Origin of the sequence: Caulobacter sp. (assembly GCF_035254145.1) — a bacterium.
Classification (GTDB): Bacteria; Pseudomonadota; Alphaproteobacteria; order Caulobacterales; family Caulobacteraceae; genus Caulobacter.
This window is the reverse complement of sequence record NZ_DATFAV010000215.1, coordinates 1-16150: the sequence shown is the minus strand read 5'-3', so window position 1 is coordinate 16150 and position 16150 is coordinate 1. Positions and strand designations below refer to the sequence as shown.

The window sequence follows — 16150 nt, the reverse complement described above, 5'->3', positions numbered from 1 at the left end:
AGCCGAAGGGGTTCAGCGCTTCTTGCGGGCCTTGATCTCGTCGGGCGAGAGCTTGCGGATCGCGGTCACGGGATAGCGCTGGATCCCGATCGGCCCCGGCACGATGATGGTGGCGTCCAGGCCCGAGCAGATCCACGAACTCCCCCGCGCCTCGATCCCGATGCGCAGGGTCCAGTCGATGTCGGGCGAGGGCGAGAACAGGGTCAGGCGATAGACGTCCTTCACCCCGACCGAGACATCGACGGTCTGCTTGTCGACGGCGTTAAAGCCGTCCACGTCCTCGGCGCGGAAACAGGTTCGCTCGGGCTTGGCCTCGATCTTGTTGGGGGTCTTTTCGGGGGCCTTGTCCGGTGATTGGGCGAACGCCGGCGAGGCGAGGGACAACGCGCAAAGCGCGGCGAAACCGATCAGGTGACGCATGGTCGTCGAACTCCAGAAAAACACCCGCCATCGATATCCTCGCGCCAAAGCGCGGCCGGCTCAAGCGTCCTTGTGGGCGCACGCGGGCTTGGCCAGGCGCAGGATCACAAGGCCCAGAAGGGCCGAGGCCAGCGAGCCGGCCAGGACGCCGATCTTGGTCTCGTCGATCAGCTTCGGTTCGCCGAACGCCAGGCCGCCGATGAACAGACTCATGGTGAAACCGACGCCGCACAGGACCGCAACGCCATAGAGCTGGGCCAGCGAGGCCCCGGCCGGCGGACGCGCCCAGCCCAGGCGGATCAGGCCGAAGGCGACGCCGAAGACCCCCAGCTGCTTGCCGAGGAAGAGGCCGAGCGCCACGCCCAGAGGTACGGGGTCCAGCAGGGCGGCGAGGCCGACGCCCGCGAAGGACAGGCCGGCGTTGGCGAAGCCGAAGATCGGCGTCACCCCGAAAGCGACCGGCTTGTGCAGGGCGTGCTCCAGCCGATGCAGCGGGCAGCGGTCGTCGGCGCGTAGCGGGATGGTCAGGGCCAGGGCGACGCCGGCCAGGGTGGCGTGGATCCCCGACTCCAACACCAGGAACCACAGGACGAGGCCCAGCAGCAGATAGGGCCACAGGCTCAGCACCCGCAGGCGGTTCAGAACCACCAGCAGCGTCAGCACCGCGCCGGCCCCGGCCAGGGCCAGCAGGTGCAGCTGCTCGGTGTAGAACAGGGCGATGATCACGATCGCCGCCAGATCGTCCATGATCGCGATGGCGGTCAGGAAGATCTTGAGCGAGGTCGGGACCCGCGGGCCCATCAGGGCCAGAACCCCCAGGGCGAAGGCGATGTCCGTGGCCGAGGGGATGGCCCAGCCGGCGACGCTGTCGGGGTGGCGCAGGTTGAACGTCAGATAGATCAGCGCCGGCAGCGCGACCCCGCCAAGAGCCGCGGCGCCGGGCAGCAGCACGTCGGCGGGCCGCGACAGCTGGCCGTCCAGCACCTCGCGCTTGATCTCCAGGCCCACCAGCAAGAAGAACAGGGCCATCAGTCCGTCGTTGATCCAGTGCAGGACGCTCTCGTCCAGATGGACGGGCCCCAGCGCAAAGCCGAGATGGATCTCCAGCGCCTTGAAATAGCCCGGGGCCAGAGGCGAGTTGGCCACGACCAGGGCCAGGGCCGCGGCGGCCATCAGTACGTAGCCGCCGGCCGCCTCGTTCTCCAGGAACTGGACCAGCGCCTGGCGGGCTCGAAGGCTGATCGCGCGCAGCGCCATGGTCAGAGGCTCTTCAGAAAGCGGTTGGCGAAGAACAGGCCGATCAGGCCCAGGCCGCAGGCGACGTAGGCGCCGCCCGCCAGGAACTGGCCCCATTCGACGTCCAGCCGGGTGAACGACTTCACCAGCAGCAGGGAGATGCTGCCGATATAGCCGAACGAGTCGGCGACATAGATCAGAAAGCCGGCCGTGCCGACCTTGCCGGTCGCGGCGATCATGCGGTCGAACAGCATGGCGTTGAATGGGGTGTAGCCCATGTAGAGGCCGGCCCCGGCCAGGATCATCCACCAGACCGGCGGCAGGACGCCCAGCTGGTAGGCCAGGGTCGAGGCGCCGAGCAGGGCAAAGCCCAGGGCCACGAAGCCGAGGTTGAACGCCACGGCCCGGCGGTTGTCCTTGACCCCCATCAGCGCGGCCAGGCCGATCAGCACGATCGCCGCCACCGGCAGCTCCGACAGGGTGAAGATCGAGGCGGCGTTCTTGAAGCCGAGCTCGGCCCAGATCTCGGCCGAGAAGTTGTCGCGGAAGTCGCGGAACGCCGTCAGGATCACATAGACCGCGATCAGCAGGATCAGGGCGGGGGCGTGGGCGGCGAACAGGGCGGCCCGGTCCTTGGCGTCCATCGGCGCGCGGCGCACGCGCTCGGCCTCGTCGGCGGCGTTGGGCGGCGGCAACTGGGCCAGGGCGGCGACGGCCACCAGCATCAGCGGCGCGAAGATCAGGCCGGAGACGGCCGGCATCCAGCGCTCGTCGACGTTCGACAGCAGCAGCGTCTTGCCGACCGACTTGGCCACGCCCGAGGACAGGATGAAGCTGGCGCACAGCATGGCGCCCAGCACCTCGGTCAGGCGTCGGCCCTCGAGGAAGCCGAACACCAGGCCCCAGATCATCCCCAGGCACAGGCCGTTGAGATAGAGCGCCAAGGGGCCGGCGACGGCGGGAACGGCGCCGAACAGCAGCAGCGACAGCTCCGCCCCGGCGATCAGGGCCAGGATCGCCACCGCGCGGCGGCTGGCTCGCATCTCGGAGATCACCTTGACCCCGATGAACTTGGCCGTGGCGTAACCGGCCACCTGGGCGATGACGAGGGCGATCTTGAAGTCGAAGGCGAAGGGCCAGCCGGCCTCATGAGCGTAGGCGGCGGCCGTGAACGGCTTGCGATAGCCGAACATGGCGAAATAGACGGCGAACGAGGACAGGCCACCGTAGAGCGCGAACACCCAGGGCGGGGCCGAGGCGAGGAAACGTGTCACCGCGCCGCCTGGCGAAGGGGCCTGGGCCGTTGCGTCCATGCGAAATCTCCGGCTGCGCGGCCTTCAGCTAGCCCGCTTCGTTCGTCGCGGGCAATCGAAGACGGCGGGCGTCGGCCACGCGGGACGCGGACGTGTCCTTGAGGTCCAGCCAGTCGGTGTAGGGCAGGCCATAGGCGCGGTCGAAGAACTCGGCCTGGAAGCGGAAGGGCAGGCCCGCGTCGCTGTTCCACAGCATGACGATGCCCGTGCGGGTCGCCGGGTCGAACATCATGGTCGAGCGATAGCCCGAGACGCCGCCGCTGTGGCCGATCAGCCTGTGGCCCTTATAGGTGAAGCTGCGCATGCCCAGGCCATAGCCGGCATGCTTCAGCTCGCGCGCGATCGGCAGGCGGCCATAGGGACTGGCGGTGGCGACGCGCGGGCGCTGCACCGCGTCCAGGACCGGGGCGGGCAGCACGTCGGGCCGCAGCCCCATCTGCGCCTGCATCCAGGTCGCCAGATCGACGATGGTCGAGTTGACCCCGGCGGCGGAAGGCAGGCGGTAATAGGCCTCAGACAAGGTCAGCACCCGGCCCTCGCGATGTGGGCGCGCCCAGTGGCGAGCGTGGATCAGTCCGCCCGAGCCGATCGTGGCGCCAGTCATGCCCAGCGGCGCGAACAGGCGGCGCATCACCGTCTGGTCGTAGCGCTCGCCGGTGCGGACGCCGATGACCTCGGTGATCGTGTCGTAGGCGATGTTCTGGTAGGTGTGGCAGACGCCCGGCGCGCAAGCGACGGGTACCTCGCCGAGGGCGTGGCGGATCGCGACAGGGTCCTGGCCATCCTCCAGCCGGTCGTCGTAGGCGTTCTTGGGCAGGCCCGTTCGTTGCGACAGCAATTGCTCGACGGTCAGGCCGCGCTGGGCGTCGCGCGGCAGGCGCAGACTGGTGTGGAAGACCTCCAGCGGATCCGACAGCGACAGCAGGCCGTCGGCCGCCAGCCTGGCGGTCAGGGTTCCCGACACCGTCTTCGACAGCGAGGCCCAGCGGAATACGGTGTGGGCGTCGACGGGCTCGCCGTCCTGGGCCGAGGTCAGGCCATAGCCACGCACGAACGACAGCCGGCCATCCTCGACCACGGCGACCGCCAGGCCTTCCATCGAATGGTCGGCGGTCATGGCCGCCAGGCGCGCGTCGAGGGAGCGATAGTCGATGCGCCCGCGCCAGTCGGCGGGCTCCGTCGGCAAGGCGACTGGAATGGGGGTGGCGGCGAGGGCGATCTTCGGGGGAGAGGCCTTGAACTGGACCGCGAGCGCCACGCCCAGCAGCGTCAAGCCCAGGGCTCCGGCGGCCATCCATTTCAGACGCGACGGCTTAGGGGCCGGGATCTGGGGAGCGGGAGGCTGGTCCTGGATCGGCAAGGGCGATCACTCTCGAATACGGGTTACGCGGCGCGCCTCCTTATGGGCTTGCTCGCCCCGGATCGCCAAGGCCAGCCAGCCAAATAAAAACGCCCCTCGTGAGGCGAGGGGCGTTTTCGTGTCCGCGAACCCGGAAGATTGGGATCAGGCGGCCTTGACCAGCGACTTGGTCAGGATGCCGATCGCGGCTTCGCGGTCGATGCGCTCGATGGCGGCCACTTCGCGGGCCATGCGGTCCAGGGCCGATTCATACAGCTGGCGTTCCGAATAGGATTGTTCCGGCTGGTTCTCGGCGCGGTGCAGGTCGCGGACCACCTCGGCGATCGAGATCAGGTCGCCCGAGTTGATCTTGGCTTCGTATTCCTGGGCGCGACGCGACCACATGGTGCGCTTCACGCGGGCGCGGCCCTTCAGGGTGGTCAGGGCTTGGGAGACGGTGCCGCCTTCGGCCAGAGGGCGCAGGCCGGCCGTCTTGGCCTTCTTGGTCGGGACCCGGAGGGTCATTTTCTCGTGGTCGAAGGTGATGACGTAGACTTCGAGCGACATACCGGCCACTTCCTGGGTCTCGACCGCCTGAATGGTGCCAACGCCGTGCGCGGGGTAAACGACGTGGTCGCTGACCGAGAATTCCAGACCGCTCTTGCTCATGTTCGTCCTCATCAATGCGGACCCGCCGGGTCCGAACACAGTCTTAACTTCCAAGCCAAAGGCGACAGCTTCCCGCTCCGCGGAAATACTGGTCGCGGGGCCAAGCCTGTCAGGATTTGGAATAGACCTCTAAGACACCCTTCGCCTTCGGATCAGGCGAGCCGGCCAAAATTGACTTCTGGAGCCGGCTACTTCGACAAGACGGACAGTCGCGATGGGCCGCAACCGTCACGTCGACTGCGACAATAGCATAAAATTCAGCCGGAAGAAAGGGTTGCGTCCAGGCATGCGGGATCGCGCCGCCAAGCTTTCGCGTGTCGGCGGGCGTTCGGCCTCTAGAAATCGCGGTGGGGTCAGGAGCCCTTGCCGGGCTTCTCGCTGAAGTACTTCTCGAACTTGCCGGTCTCGCGCTCGAACTGTTCGCGGTCTTCCGGCGGGACACCCTTGACCGTGATGTTGGGCCAGACCTTGGCGTAGTCGGCGTTGACGCGCAGCCACTTGCCGTCGGCCTCGTCCTCGGTGTCGGGCTTGATGGCGTCGACCGGGCACTCCGGTTCGCAGACGCCGCAGTCGATGCATTCGTCGGGATTGATGACGAGGAAGTTCTCGCCTTCATAGAAGCAATCGACCGGGCAAACTTCCACGCAGTCCATGAACTTGCAGCGAACGCAGGCGTCGGTGACGATGTAGGTCATCGAAAACTCGAATGAGGTCGGACGGAGTTAGGCGCGGGCGTTTTCGAAGTCTGGGGCCGGCTTGTCAATGCGGCGTGATCGCGTAGGGGTCCAGGAATTCTGATGGCGTGGCCAGGGCGCCCGCTCCCCAAAGTCGCCTGGACGCCGCCAGCGCCGGTTGGGAACCATTTCTTATTGAACGACCGCGAGTATGCGGTCCCTGAAACGTCCAATAAAAACAACGTCGGAAAGCCGACTTAATGAAGATTGACGCCTTGGCGGTCACGCACGGCATCGAGGTCGGAAGCCAGGCGCACGCCTCCGCGAGGGCGCGCGCGCTGGCGTTCGGCGCGTTCGCGCGCGAGGCGCCGTTCGCCGCGGCCCTGCTGGATCGCGACCTGACCCTGGTCGCCGTCAGCCGCGCCTGGACGGCCCAGGCCGTCGCGCCCGCTCTCCTGATCGGCGCCGACGCCAGCGGGCTGGTCGCGCCCGCGGACCGGGCGGCGCTGCTGGCCTGCGCGCAGGAGGGAGCGGATTTCTCCCGCTACCTGCCCTCCCTGGCCGACGACGGCGAGCGGCGGGTATGGCGCACCGAATTCAGCGCCTGTCGCGACGACGAGGGCCTCTATGCGGTGATGGTCACTGTCCGCGACGTGACCGGCTACGCCGAGAGCGTCCTGCGCGCCGAGCGCGACGAGCAGCGCCTGAAGATGGCGCTGGAGCTGGATGACCTCCTTGTGCGCGAATACGACCTGCGCACCGGCGAGATGTTCTTCTCCGACACCGCGCCCGGCCTGCGGAAGTGGTGCGTGTTCAAGGAGGATCCGCTGGAGATCGTCCATCCGGACGACCGCCAGCAATGCGCCGACGTCATCGCCTCGCGGCGGATCGGCGAGGCGCGGGTGTTCGAGTTCCGCCTCAACCGCGACGACGGGGTCGAGACCTGGATCCGCGCCGTCGGCAAGGTCTTCGTCGACAAGGACGGGCAGCCCGAGAAGCTGGTCAACCTGTTCAAGGACATCACCGACCGCCGCCGCCAGACCGAGGCTATCGAGACCCTGGCCTTCAAGGACCCGCTGACGGGCCTGCCCAACCGCGCCCTGTTCCAGCATCGCTTCCAGGAGGCGGTGACGGCGTCCGAGACGCTGGGCGAGATGTTCGGCCTGATCATGATCGACGTCGATCACTTCAAGGACATCAACGACACCCTTGGGCACGACGCCGGTGACGCCTTGCTCAAGCGCTTGGCGGGCATGCTGCAGCGCGCGTTCCGCTCGGGCGACACGGTCGCGCGGCTGGGCGGCGATGAGTTCGCGGTGATCCTGCGCGGCCTGCACGGCGAGGCCGACATGATGCGGCCGATCCAGACCCTGCAGGAACTGCTGCGCCGTCCCATCGAGCACGGCGGGCGCAGCTTCACCGCCAGCGCCAGCATTGGCGCGGCCCTGCACGGCGACCCGGACGCCGACCCCGAGCACATGATCAAGAACGCCGACATCGCCCTCTACCGGGCCAAGGAGTCGGGCCGCAATCGCAGCATCGTGTTCGAGCCGTCGATGCGGTCGGAGGTCGAGCGGCGCGTCGAGTTGCTGCGCGACATCCGCGCGGCCCTGGCGGGCGACGAGTTCATCCTGTTCTACCAGCCGGTGGTCGATATCCGAGAGAACCGGGTCGCCGGCTTCGAGGCCCTGATGCGTTGGGTCCACCCCGAGCAGGGCGTGCTGGCGCCGTCCCATTTCATGGTCGCCTTCGAGGACCAGGACTTGTCGCTGCGCCTGGGCGACCTGGCCCTGGAGCAGGCCTTGCGCCAGATGCGCGCCTGGCTGGACCAGGGCGTCGAGTTCGGCCGCGTGGCGGTCAACATCTCGGCCGCCCAGTTCCGCAGCGGCCGCCTGGCCGAGGAGATCCAGGAACGACTGGCGCGCTGGGGCGTGCCGTGCGAGCGCCTGACCATCGAGGTCACCGAGAACGTCTATATGGGCTGGGGCTCGGACCTGGTCAGCGACAATGTCCGGCGGCTGCACGAGGCCGGGGTGATGATCGCCCTGGACGACTTCGGCACCGGCTACGCTTCGCTGGCCAACCTGCGCCAGTTCCCGATCGACCGGCTGAAGATCGACAAGTCGTTCGTCCAGAACGTCGAGGACGAGGCGATCGTCAAGGCGGTGATCACCCTGGGCTCCTCGATGGGCATGAAGGTCGTCGCCGAAGGCGTCGAGGACCCCGACCAGCTGGCCGCCCTGGCCCGCCACGGCTGCGACCAGATCCAAGGCTTCCACTTCGGCCGGCCGATGCCGGCGGTCGAGGTGGCGGGGTTTCTGGAGGGGTTCGAGGGCTGAAGATGCTCCCCCGTGATGCGGGGGAGCTGTCGCGGAGCGACTGAGGGGGCTAACACGGCCCATGTCCAGCTGGCCCCCTCCGGCCCTCCGGGCCACCTCCCCCAAGCGGGGGAGGATCTTCGGCGCTACCCTCCACCGCCTCGTACAGCCCCCTTGCCTCGCTGGCCGGGCCACGGCGTTCGCCGCAGTCCAGCACGCGCACCGCGATCAGCCGGCCGGCCAGGCCGAACACCAGCACGTCGCCCGGCTTGACCGTTCGCGACGGCTTGTCGATCCGACTCTCGGCGCCGGTGCGGGTCAGGCGGATGCGGCCTTCATCGACGAACCTGGCGGCCAGCGAGCGGGTCTTGAAGAAGCGGGCGCGCCACAGCCAGACATCCGCTCGCACGGCGTCGCCCAGGGGAGTTGGCGTCGCCTCGCTCACGACGCGACTTTCCGTGGGGCGGCGAGTTTGCGGCGGCGGGGACGCTTGCGGCGCGCCGGCGGAGGCGGCGGTTCAGTCAGTTTGGCGAGCGCCGCGAACGGCGAATCCGGGCGCGCCTTGACCGGCTTCTGGTCAAGCTTGGCCGCGCCACGACGCTTCCAGACGATCGGCTGGTCGGGCTTGGCCCGGATCGCCGGGGTGTAGTCGAGCGCCCGCAGCACGGTCGAGGCCTGCTTGGCCGTCCAGCCCAGCGTCTCCAGCGCCTTGTCTGTCAACACCACGCCGCCGTGCTGCTGCTCCGCGCGCAGCAGGCCGTCCAGAATCTCCAGCGCCTCGACCGGAACGCTGAAGCCGGCGACGGCGCGCAGGCCGCTGGCGGCGAGCTCCCGGGGCGAGGGCGGCGGTGAAGGCAGAGGCTCCAGGGTGGTCAGCGCCCCGCGCCAGCCGGTCGGATTCAGCGCTCGCGCGCAGGCGACGGCCTCGGCCTTCAACACGCCGGGGCAATAGAGGCTGAACGCCCCGATCCTGACGCCCAGGCTCTTCAGCGTGCGCCGCTCGGCCTGGCTCAGGGCCTTCAGCTCTGGATCGACCGGGCGCTTGTCCAGCACCCCGCCCGCCTCCAGCAGGCGGTGGGCGATGCCGCGCGGCAGGCCGCGAAGCTCTCCGCCGGCCAGGGCGCGCTCCAGCTTGCGCAGCGGCGCCAGGTGCCGATCGACCTCCGAGGCGAGGAAGGCGTCCAGCCGCCGCTCGGCGCGCTCGCGCACCGCGCCGGGGCCAAGCTCGCCCAACAGACGTGCGCGGGGTGACAGCAAGGGCAGGTCGCGGCGCACGGCCCCGGCCGCCTCGCCGCGCCACAGGATCGTCCCGTCGGGGGTGAGGGCGAAGGCGTCGTCGGCCTCGCTGGCCAGGACGCCCAGGCGCCGGGCGATCTCGGGGCCCACCGCCCGCTGGGCGGCGTTGCGCAGGGCCTTTTCTTCCAGTGGCGAACTCGCCTTGGCGGGGGTGAAGGCCACGCCCGAGAGGTGGCCGACCACGTGGCCCTCGACCGTCACCTCGCCGTCCTGACCGACGCCGGCATACAGCGTCTCGCGCTCGCCCAGTTGCTTCATCAGGACGCTGGTGCGTCGGTCGATGAACCGAGCCATCAGCTTTTCGTGCAGGGTGTCGCTGATCCGGTCCTCCAGCTGGCGGGTCAGCCCCTGCCAGTGAGCGGGATTGGCCACCCAGTCGGGCCGGTTGGCGATGTAGCTGAGCGTGCGAACGCCCGACAGCCTCGCGGCCAGGCTGTCGATCTCGCCGTCGACGCGGTCCAGGGCCTTGTACTGGCCGCCCACCCAATCCTCGGGCAGGCGCTTGCGGCCGGTGGTCAGGTCGTCGAACAGGGTGCGCGCCATGCGCTGATGGTCGTCGTCGGTGGTCTTGCGGAAGTCCGGCGTCTGGCAGACGTCCCACAGACGCAGCAGGGCCGAGCGGTCGGCCTTGCAGCGGGCGACCACGTCTTCCTGCTTGGCCAGGGCCCGCAGGGTGCGCTCGTCCAGGGCCTCCTGCGACAGCGACAGGCCATTGCGCTTGGGCGTTTCGGCCAGCGAGCGCAGCAGGCCGGGCAGCGAGCCGAAGTCCAGCCGCGCGTTGCGCCATTCGGCGGCGACGATCGGTTCGAAGGTGTGGCTCTCGACCGCCTCGACCAGGTCCTCGTCGATCTCCTCGCAGTCGCCGGTCACGCCGAAGGTGCCGTCGCGGGTATAGCGACCCGCGCGGCCGGCGATCTGGCCGACCTCCTGCGGATAGAGCCAGCGCGTGCGCTTGCCGTCGAACTTGCGCAGCCCCGCGAAGGCCACGTGGTCGACGTCCATGTTCAGGCCCATGCCGATCGCGTCGGTGGCCACCAGGAAGTCGACTTCGCCGGACTGGTAGAGCGCGACCTGGGCGTTTCGGGTGCGGGGGCTCAAGCTACCCATGACCACGGCCGCCCCGCCCCTCTGCCGGCGGATCAGCTCGGCGATGGCGTAGACCGCGTCGGTGGAGAAGGCGACGATCGCCGTGCGCCGGGGCAGGCGGGTCAGCTTCTTGGAGCCGGCGTAGGAGAGGTTGGAGAACCGCTCGCGCGAGACGATCTCGGCGTCCGGCAGCAGGCGGCGCACCAGCGGCGCCATGGTCCCGGCGCCCAGGAACATGGTCTCGAACTTGCCGCGCGCGTGCAGCAGGCGGTGGGTGAAGATGTGACCGCGCTCGGGATCGGCGCAGAGCTGGATCTCGTCGACGGCCAGGAACTCGACCTCGCGGGCCAGGGGCATGGCCTCGACCGTGCAGACGAAATAGGCCGCCCGCGCCGGGACGATCTTCTCCTCGCCGGTGATCAACGCGACGGCTGCTTTGCCGCGCAGCTTGACCACGCGGTCGTAAATCTCGCGCGCCAACAGGCGCAGCGGCAGGCCGATCATGCCCGAGGCATGCGCCAGCATCCGCTCGACGGCCAGGTGCGTCTTGCCGGTGTTGGTGGGTCCCAAGACCGCGGTGAGCTTGGAGGGGGCAAGGCCCGTCGAACGGTCGCTCATGGCCCGAAGGTGGGGTGGGAATCGAAGGGGGGCAAGCGCCAGCGTGCCTGCGCCCCCCTCGCGCTCCCGACGGCCGGCTACGCCGTGACCGCTTCCATCGCCAACCGCATCCGGCGGAAGGCGGTGTTCAGGCCGGAGGTGGCCATGGCCAGGCGGCTGCCGTTGCGAAGGCGGCGGTTGGCCTCGGCGTATTCGCCGCGGTTGATCAACTCGGCGACCTCTCCGGCGGCCTGGTGGAACTCGCGGTGCGCTTCCACGCAGTTGAGGTAGGTGTGATTGCCGGCCCACCGTTGCTGGGTGGGGCCGAACAACCAACGGCCGGTGTTGCAGTGCCGGTCGGAGCGGATCGTGGCCGCATCGACGGTCGTCTTGTCGCCGACGGCTTCGAGCAGGTGATCGCAGACCTGGGCGTGCGCGTGTGTCTCTTCAGTAAAGTCCATGACTAACCCTAGGGTTGGCCCCCATCCGTCCCCATTTTTGAAAAGCCTGGTTTCCAAAGCGTGAGTGGGAATCCTTAACGACCAGCAAGATGTGGACGTCCGGGGCGGCGCCTGTGGATGACGCGTTTCACCGCGCGAACGCCACCTTTCCGTTCACCACGGTCAGCACCGGCTGGGCCGTCAGGATGTCCTTGGGTTCAACGGTCATCAGGTCCTTGTCGAACGCGGTGACGTCGGCCTTCTTGCCGGCCTCCAGCGTGCCCAGCTCCTTTTCGCGGAACACGGCGTAGGCGGGCGCCAGGGTCAGCATCTTCAGGGCCTGGGCGCGGGTGACGGCCTCCTCCAGATGCCAGTCGGCGTTGGCGAAACCGTCCAGCGAGTGGCGATAGACGGCGGCGTAGAACTCGATGCGCGGATCACCCACCTCGACGGGGGCGTCCGAGCCGGCGGCCACGACCACGCCGGCGTCGAGGAAATCCTTCCAGCGATAGCCCTCGTGCAGGCGGTCCTTGCCCAGGCGCGCGGGGGCGAAATAGAGGTCGCCGATCGCGTGGCTGGGCTGCATCGAAGCGATCACGCCCAGCCTGGCGAAGCGCGGCACGTCGGTGTCGGCGACGATCTGCGAGTGCTCGATCCGCCAGCGGGCGGCGGTGTCGCCCGCGAGCGCCTCTTCGAACCAGTCGAGCGTCATGCGGTTGCCGCGGTCGCCGATGGCGTGCATGGCCACCTGGGCGCCGACGGCCTTGGCCTTCTTCATCAGGTCCAGACCCTGGTCGCGTGGGGTCAACTGCAATCCAAGCCCCTCGGCGTCGCTATAGGGTTCGAGCAGGGCCGCGCCGCGCGAACCCAGGGCGCCGTCCATGTAGAGCTTGATGCCGCGCACCCGGATCAGGCCGGTCGGGTCGGTTGACGGACCCTTGGCCAGCACCTCGGCCGCGCCGCTGGGATCCATGTAGTTGTCGACGCGGATGTGGAAGGCTCCCTTGGCGGCCTCGTCGCGCAGCAGGGCCAGGTCGCCCTCCATGACGCTCATGTTGTCGAGGCCCGTCCAGCCGCGCGAGGCGTAGAGTTCGCCGGCCTTGCGCAAGGCCTGCCGCTTAAGCGCTTCGCTGGGCGGCGGGATGACGCCCTCCACCAGCGACTGGGCGTGGTCGATCAGCATGCCGTCCGGCTGGCCGTCCGCGCCCTTCAGGATCTGGCCGCCGGCGGGCGCGGCGGTGGCGGCGGTGATCCCCGCCTTGGCGAGGGCGGCGCTGGAGGCGACGCTGGCGTGGCCGTCCGAGCGGCCCAGCACCACGATCCGCCCCGGCGCGGCGGCGTCCAGGTCGGCCCTGTTGGGAAAGCGCTTCTCGGGCCAGTGGGTTTCGATCCAGCCGCGGCCGTAGATCGCGCCCTCGGGATGGGCGGCGGCGTAGGTTTTCACGGCCGCGGCCAGTTCGGCGACGGACTTCACCTGGTCGAGGTTCAGGGTCAGCTCGCGCAGGCCGATCCCCGTCAGATGGGCGTGGGCGTCGACGAAGCCCGGATAGGCCGCCGCGCCCTTCAGGTCGATGTCGCGGACACCCTTGGCCGCCTTGGCCTTGGCGGCGGCCAGATCGCCGACGAACAGGATCTTGTCGTCGCGGATCAGCACCGCCTGGGCGGTCGGCGCGGCCTCGACCCCTGTATGGATAGGGCCGCCGTGGATCAGCAGGTCGCCGGCCTTCGCCGTCGCGAGGGGAGCCGTGGCGGCCAGCAAGGCGGTCAGAACGAGGCGGCGCAAGGGTGATCTCCAGAGCAAGTTCCGGAAATCGTAAGGGCGACCCCTCGTCAGCGGCAACAGGCCTGCTATTTTTTCGACATGACCGCCCAGGGTTTCGCCCTTTTCGACGCATCCATCGGTCGCTGCGGCCTCGCCTGGGGCGAACGCGGCCTGATCGGCGTGCAGTTGCCGGAAAGCTCGCCGGGCGCGGCCTGGGCGCGACTGCGCCGCCGCTTTCCCGGAACGATCGAAATGGACCCCCCGCCGGAAGTCGAGGCGGTCATCGGGCGGATCCAGGATCTGCTGGCCGGCGGCCGGGACGATCTGGCCGACGTGGTCCTCGACCTCGACGGCCAGCCGGCCTTCAACCTGCGGGTCTATGAGATCGCCCGCGCCATCGCCCCGGGCGAGACCTCGACCTATGGCGAGGTGGCCAGGGCCATGGGCGAGCCCGGCGCGGCGCGCGCGGTGGGCAAGGCGCTGGGCGAGAACCCCTGGCCGATCGTGGTTCCCTGCCACCGGGTGCTGGCGTCTTCCGGCGGCATGGGCGGTTTCTCCGCGCCGGGCGGCGCGGAGACCAAGGCGCGGCTGCTGACCTTGGAGCGAGCGCGGACCAACGCGGTCCCGACCCTGTTCGACCTGGAGTTTTCCGTCGCCCCGCCGCGCGGGGGATAGGGGCTCCGCCGCACCCCTTAACGCGCGCTAACGCTTATCCGAACAGGGGCGAAACGAATCATGACCGAATCAGCGACGTTCGCCGATTCAGTTTTTGTTCCCTACAAGCTATTGTAGCTCAAAACGCGTTAACCACAAATGGACGGAACGCGCGGCGGCTATTTCGACGCGGTCAGCTCGGCCGGACATTCGGCCGACACGCGCTTGGCGGTCATCACCCCGGCCAGGGGCAGGCCGTTGATGGTCTTCATGTGGATGTTCAGCTTGAAGCTCTCGGGCGTGTAGGCGCCGTCGGCCGTCACCGGGGCCACGCGGTCCTTCTTGTCGGTCCAGGTGCCCTTCAGCCGAATCTTGCCGTTGGAAACGACGTTGGTGGTGTAGTCGCAGCGGTACTTGCGGGTGCAGATGCCGCGCGAGAACTGCTCGACGTCGGCGGGCTTGAGGCACTTGCTTTCGCCGCCGGCCGGGATCGGGCCGATCCGGTAGTCGTACTCCCAGTGACCCGGCAGGATCGTGCGCGCCGACGCGGCCGCGGTTGGACGGGCCTGGCTGGCGGCCAGCGGGAGGGCGACGGCAAGGGCCAGGGCGGAAGCGGCGAGGGCGAGTGGACGCATACGACGGGTCTCCTTCATGCGGCTCCATATATAGAGAGCCGGATGAACCGTGCTTGAAGGCGGCCGCGAGGCGCTTGGTTCCTTCGCGACCGCGAACGGCGATGGCCAGACAGCCTTGACTCGGGGGCGGGCCTTCGCCTATATCGCCCGCTCTCGCGCGGCCGACCTCTTCGGATCGTGCGTCCGAATTCATATCTTAGCGGGGCCGGGCTCTTACGGGTCAGGTGGCTTCGCCCAAGCCAAGGTAACCACCATGTCGCGCCGTTGCGAACTTACCGGTATCGGTCCGATGGTCGGCCACAATGTGAGCCACTCGAACATCAAGACCAAGCGCCGCTTCCTGCCGGCTCTGTCGCCCGCCACGCTCCAGTCGGAGTCGCTGGGCCAGAGCTTCAAGCTGCGCATCAGCAACGCCGCCCTGCGCACCCTGGACTTCAAGGGCGGCCTGGACGTGTTCCTGCTGGGCGCCAAGGACGAGCAGCTGTCGCCGCGCGCCCTGAAGATCAAGGCCCAGGTCAAGGCCAAGGCCAAGGCCGCCGCCCAAGCCGCCTAAGCGGCTTTCGGTTCAAGGCTGAAGAATTCGAAGGCCCGCCGGGATCGCTCCCGGCGGGCTTTTCGTCGTGGATTGGGCGTGACGCGCTTTGGCAACGATCTCTGCCGAGGGCGGGGCCCGCCGCCGGAGGCGTGGGAGGGGAGAGGTTTCACCGCTTGCCGGAGAATCCCAAGCCCTCCCACTGGGCGCCCTATAGGTGGGTCGCGGACGCCGCCGACTGGATAGCCGACGCCTCGAACCTAGACCAACGCCATCGCGCTGGACGCTCGGAAGCCGACGCAGCCAGCTTCACAGAAGGGTGGTGAGCGGACTTAGGCTTCTTGCGCCGTATCTGCGGAACGAGCGACTAGCGTCAAAATTCTCTCTCGCAGCGTCCATGCGCCAACGATAGAGAAGAAGAGGGTTGCGGTTCCCGCAACCTTTCTAACAGAAACACCTTTGCCGCAAAGGGCGATTTCAAAGGCTTCTGCCGCCTTCCAGACGCAACCGATAAACAAGACGCCGCCAGCGAACCGCAACGCCATACTCGGGAGGTTTTCATTGCTCGCAGCATCGTCTCCGAAAAGCAGCTTGCATGCTGCCAGGACGAGGGGCGTCAAGACGAAAGCAATGCTCCAGCTGGCAGGCACACCAAGCCGCGAAGTTGCGAGGGCATAGATGGACCAGAACCAGAGAAAGCCTAGAGCAATGAAGGCGAAGAAGGCGATGGCGACCAGTGCGCGATAGGCAAATGGGTCGTCGACTTTCGACGTAAACACGCCAAAGAAAAGCGACCCGGCGATGGCGATAGTGGTCAATAGCGCGGGGTGGACCGAAGCGACGCGTTTCTCAAAGCTCATGCTGCCCCCAGGTTGTGCTCCTCGATAGCTGACCTGGGTAGTGTCAGCCAAGGGTCGAAAGCCGTCCTCCCAGCCCCCAAAAGCAAAACCCGCCGCGACTGAGCCGCGGCGGGTTTGGAAGCTTGTACTGTAAGCGGGTACTGGAACGCGGGTACTGTTACGCTTGGTACTGAAAGCCTTGTCGCTTAGCGCGCGACGACGGCGCTCGAGGCCGGGTTGGCGGCGTTGTAGGCGTTCAGGGCCGGGTTGTTGATCTTGGCCACGGCGTCATTGACCGAAGCGCGGATGCAGGCCGGATACAGATAGCCGGCGAGGGCTT

The 16150-nt window shown here is 68.3% G+C and carries 15 protein-coding genes and 1 pseudogene; 3 read left to right on the top strand and 13 right to left on the bottom strand.

The annotated features are described in order from the left end of the window. Positions 1 to 12: 12 nt before the first annotated feature. The 6 genes from VJ655_RS13170 to fdxA all read right to left on the bottom strand — a co-directional run bounded on the left by VJ655_RS13170 (position 13) and on the right by fdxA (position 5672). On the bottom strand, positions 13 to 420 hold the full coding sequence (locus VJ655_RS13170; RefSeq protein ID WP_324111758.1) for a DUF6491 family protein: 408 nt from the start codon (positions 418 to 420) through the stop codon (positions 13 to 15). 60 nt (positions 421 to 480) lie between these two features. Continuing rightward, the gene (gene nhaA / locus VJ655_RS13165; protein WP_414646980.1) at positions 481 to 1683 is read right to left on the bottom strand and encodes a Na+/H+ antiporter NhaA; all 1203 of its coding nucleotides are present in this window, start codon (positions 1681 to 1683) and stop codon (positions 481 to 483) included. Next, positions 1680 to 2969: a DUF5690 family protein gene (locus VJ655_RS13160; RefSeq protein WP_324111754.1), complete on the bottom strand. Its 1290-nt coding sequence runs from the start codon at positions 2967 to 2969 to the stop codon at positions 1680 to 1682. Before VJ655_RS13160 ends, nhaA begins: the two co-directional genes overlap by 4 nt. 28 nt (positions 2970 to 2997) lie before the next feature. Next, positions 2998 to 4263 carry a serine hydrolase domain-containing protein gene (locus tag VJ655_RS13155; protein ID WP_324111752.1) on the bottom strand — a complete coding sequence of 422 codons (1266 nt, stop codon included), beginning with the start codon at positions 4261 to 4263 and terminating at the stop codon, positions 2998 to 3000. A gap of 210 nt (positions 4264 to 4473) precedes the next feature. Next, complete coding sequence (locus VJ655_RS13150) at positions 4474 to 4977, bottom strand: CarD family transcriptional regulator (protein WP_125155284.1); 504 nt, start codon at positions 4975 to 4977, stop codon at positions 4474 to 4476. A gap of 353 nt (positions 4978 to 5330) precedes the next feature. Then, entirely contained in the window at positions 5331 to 5672 is a 342-nt protein-coding gene (gene fdxA / locus VJ655_RS13145; RefSeq protein WP_099443031.1) for a ferredoxin FdxA, read from the bottom strand. A 239-nt stretch (positions 5673 to 5911) separates the two neighbouring features. Between fdxA and VJ655_RS13140 the strand changes: the two genes are divergently transcribed. Then, positions 5912 to 7990 carry a putative bifunctional diguanylate cyclase/phosphodiesterase gene (locus VJ655_RS13140; protein WP_324111749.1) on the top strand — a complete coding sequence of 693 codons (2079 nt, stop codon included), beginning with the start codon at positions 5912 to 5914 and terminating at the stop codon, positions 7988 to 7990. Between the two features lie 49 nt (positions 7991 to 8039). Here VJ655_RS13140 and VJ655_RS13135 read toward each other — a convergent pair whose 3' ends face one another. From VJ655_RS13135 to VJ655_RS13120, 4 genes are all read right to left on the bottom strand, one after another. Further along, positions 8040 to 8390 carry an RNA-binding S4 domain-containing protein gene (locus VJ655_RS13135; RefSeq protein ID WP_324111846.1) on the bottom strand — a complete coding sequence of 117 codons (351 nt, stop codon included), beginning with the start codon at positions 8388 to 8390 and terminating at the stop codon, positions 8040 to 8042. A gap of 20 nt (positions 8391 to 8410) precedes the next feature. Continuing rightward, on the bottom strand, positions 8411 to 10969 hold the full coding sequence (locus VJ655_RS13130) for a helicase-related protein (RefSeq protein ID WP_324111748.1): 2559 nt from the start codon (positions 10967 to 10969) through the stop codon (positions 8411 to 8413). Between the two features lie 77 nt (positions 10970 to 11046). Further along, on the bottom strand, positions 11047 to 11409 hold the full coding sequence (locus tag VJ655_RS13125) for a CZB domain-containing protein (protein ID WP_324111745.1): 363 nt from the start codon (positions 11407 to 11409) through the stop codon (positions 11047 to 11049). Between the two features lie 127 nt (positions 11410 to 11536). After that, positions 11537 to 13171, bottom strand: a complete 1635-nt coding sequence (locus VJ655_RS13120) for an amidohydrolase (RefSeq protein ID WP_324111743.1) — start codon at positions 13169 to 13171, stop codon at positions 11537 to 11539. Between the two features lie 78 nt (positions 13172 to 13249). On the opposite strand from VJ655_RS13120, the gene VJ655_RS13115 reads away from it, so the two are divergent. Then, positions 13250 to 13825 carry a methylated-DNA--[protein]-cysteine S-methyltransferase gene (locus tag VJ655_RS13115; protein ID WP_324111741.1) on the top strand — a complete coding sequence of 192 codons (576 nt, stop codon included), beginning with the start codon at positions 13250 to 13252 and terminating at the stop codon, positions 13823 to 13825. Between the two features lie 158 nt (positions 13826 to 13983). On the opposite strand, the gene VJ655_RS13110 is transcribed toward VJ655_RS13115, so the two are convergent. Then, positions 13984 to 14439 (bottom strand): DUF3617 domain-containing protein, encoded by a 456-nt coding sequence (locus VJ655_RS13110; protein ID WP_324111739.1) that lies wholly within the window; start codon positions 14437 to 14439, stop codon positions 13984 to 13986. A gap of 253 nt (positions 14440 to 14692) precedes the next feature. Between VJ655_RS13110 and rpmB the strand changes: the two genes are divergently transcribed. Then, on the top strand, positions 14693 to 14992 hold the full coding sequence (rpmB, locus tag VJ655_RS13105; RefSeq protein WP_066684724.1) for a 50S ribosomal protein L28: 300 nt from the start codon (positions 14693 to 14695) through the stop codon (positions 14990 to 14992). A gap of 311 nt (positions 14993 to 15303) precedes the next feature. Here the strand turns inward: rpmB and VJ655_RS13100 are convergent, their stop codons facing one another. Beyond that, positions 15304 to 15882 carry a hypothetical protein gene (locus VJ655_RS13100; protein WP_324111736.1) on the bottom strand — a complete coding sequence of 193 codons (579 nt, stop codon included), beginning with the start codon at positions 15880 to 15882 and terminating at the stop codon, positions 15304 to 15306. 134 nt (positions 15883 to 16016) lie between these two features. Next, positions 16017 to 16150, bottom strand: a pseudogene (locus VJ655_RS13095) (hypothetical protein); the annotation flags it as partial.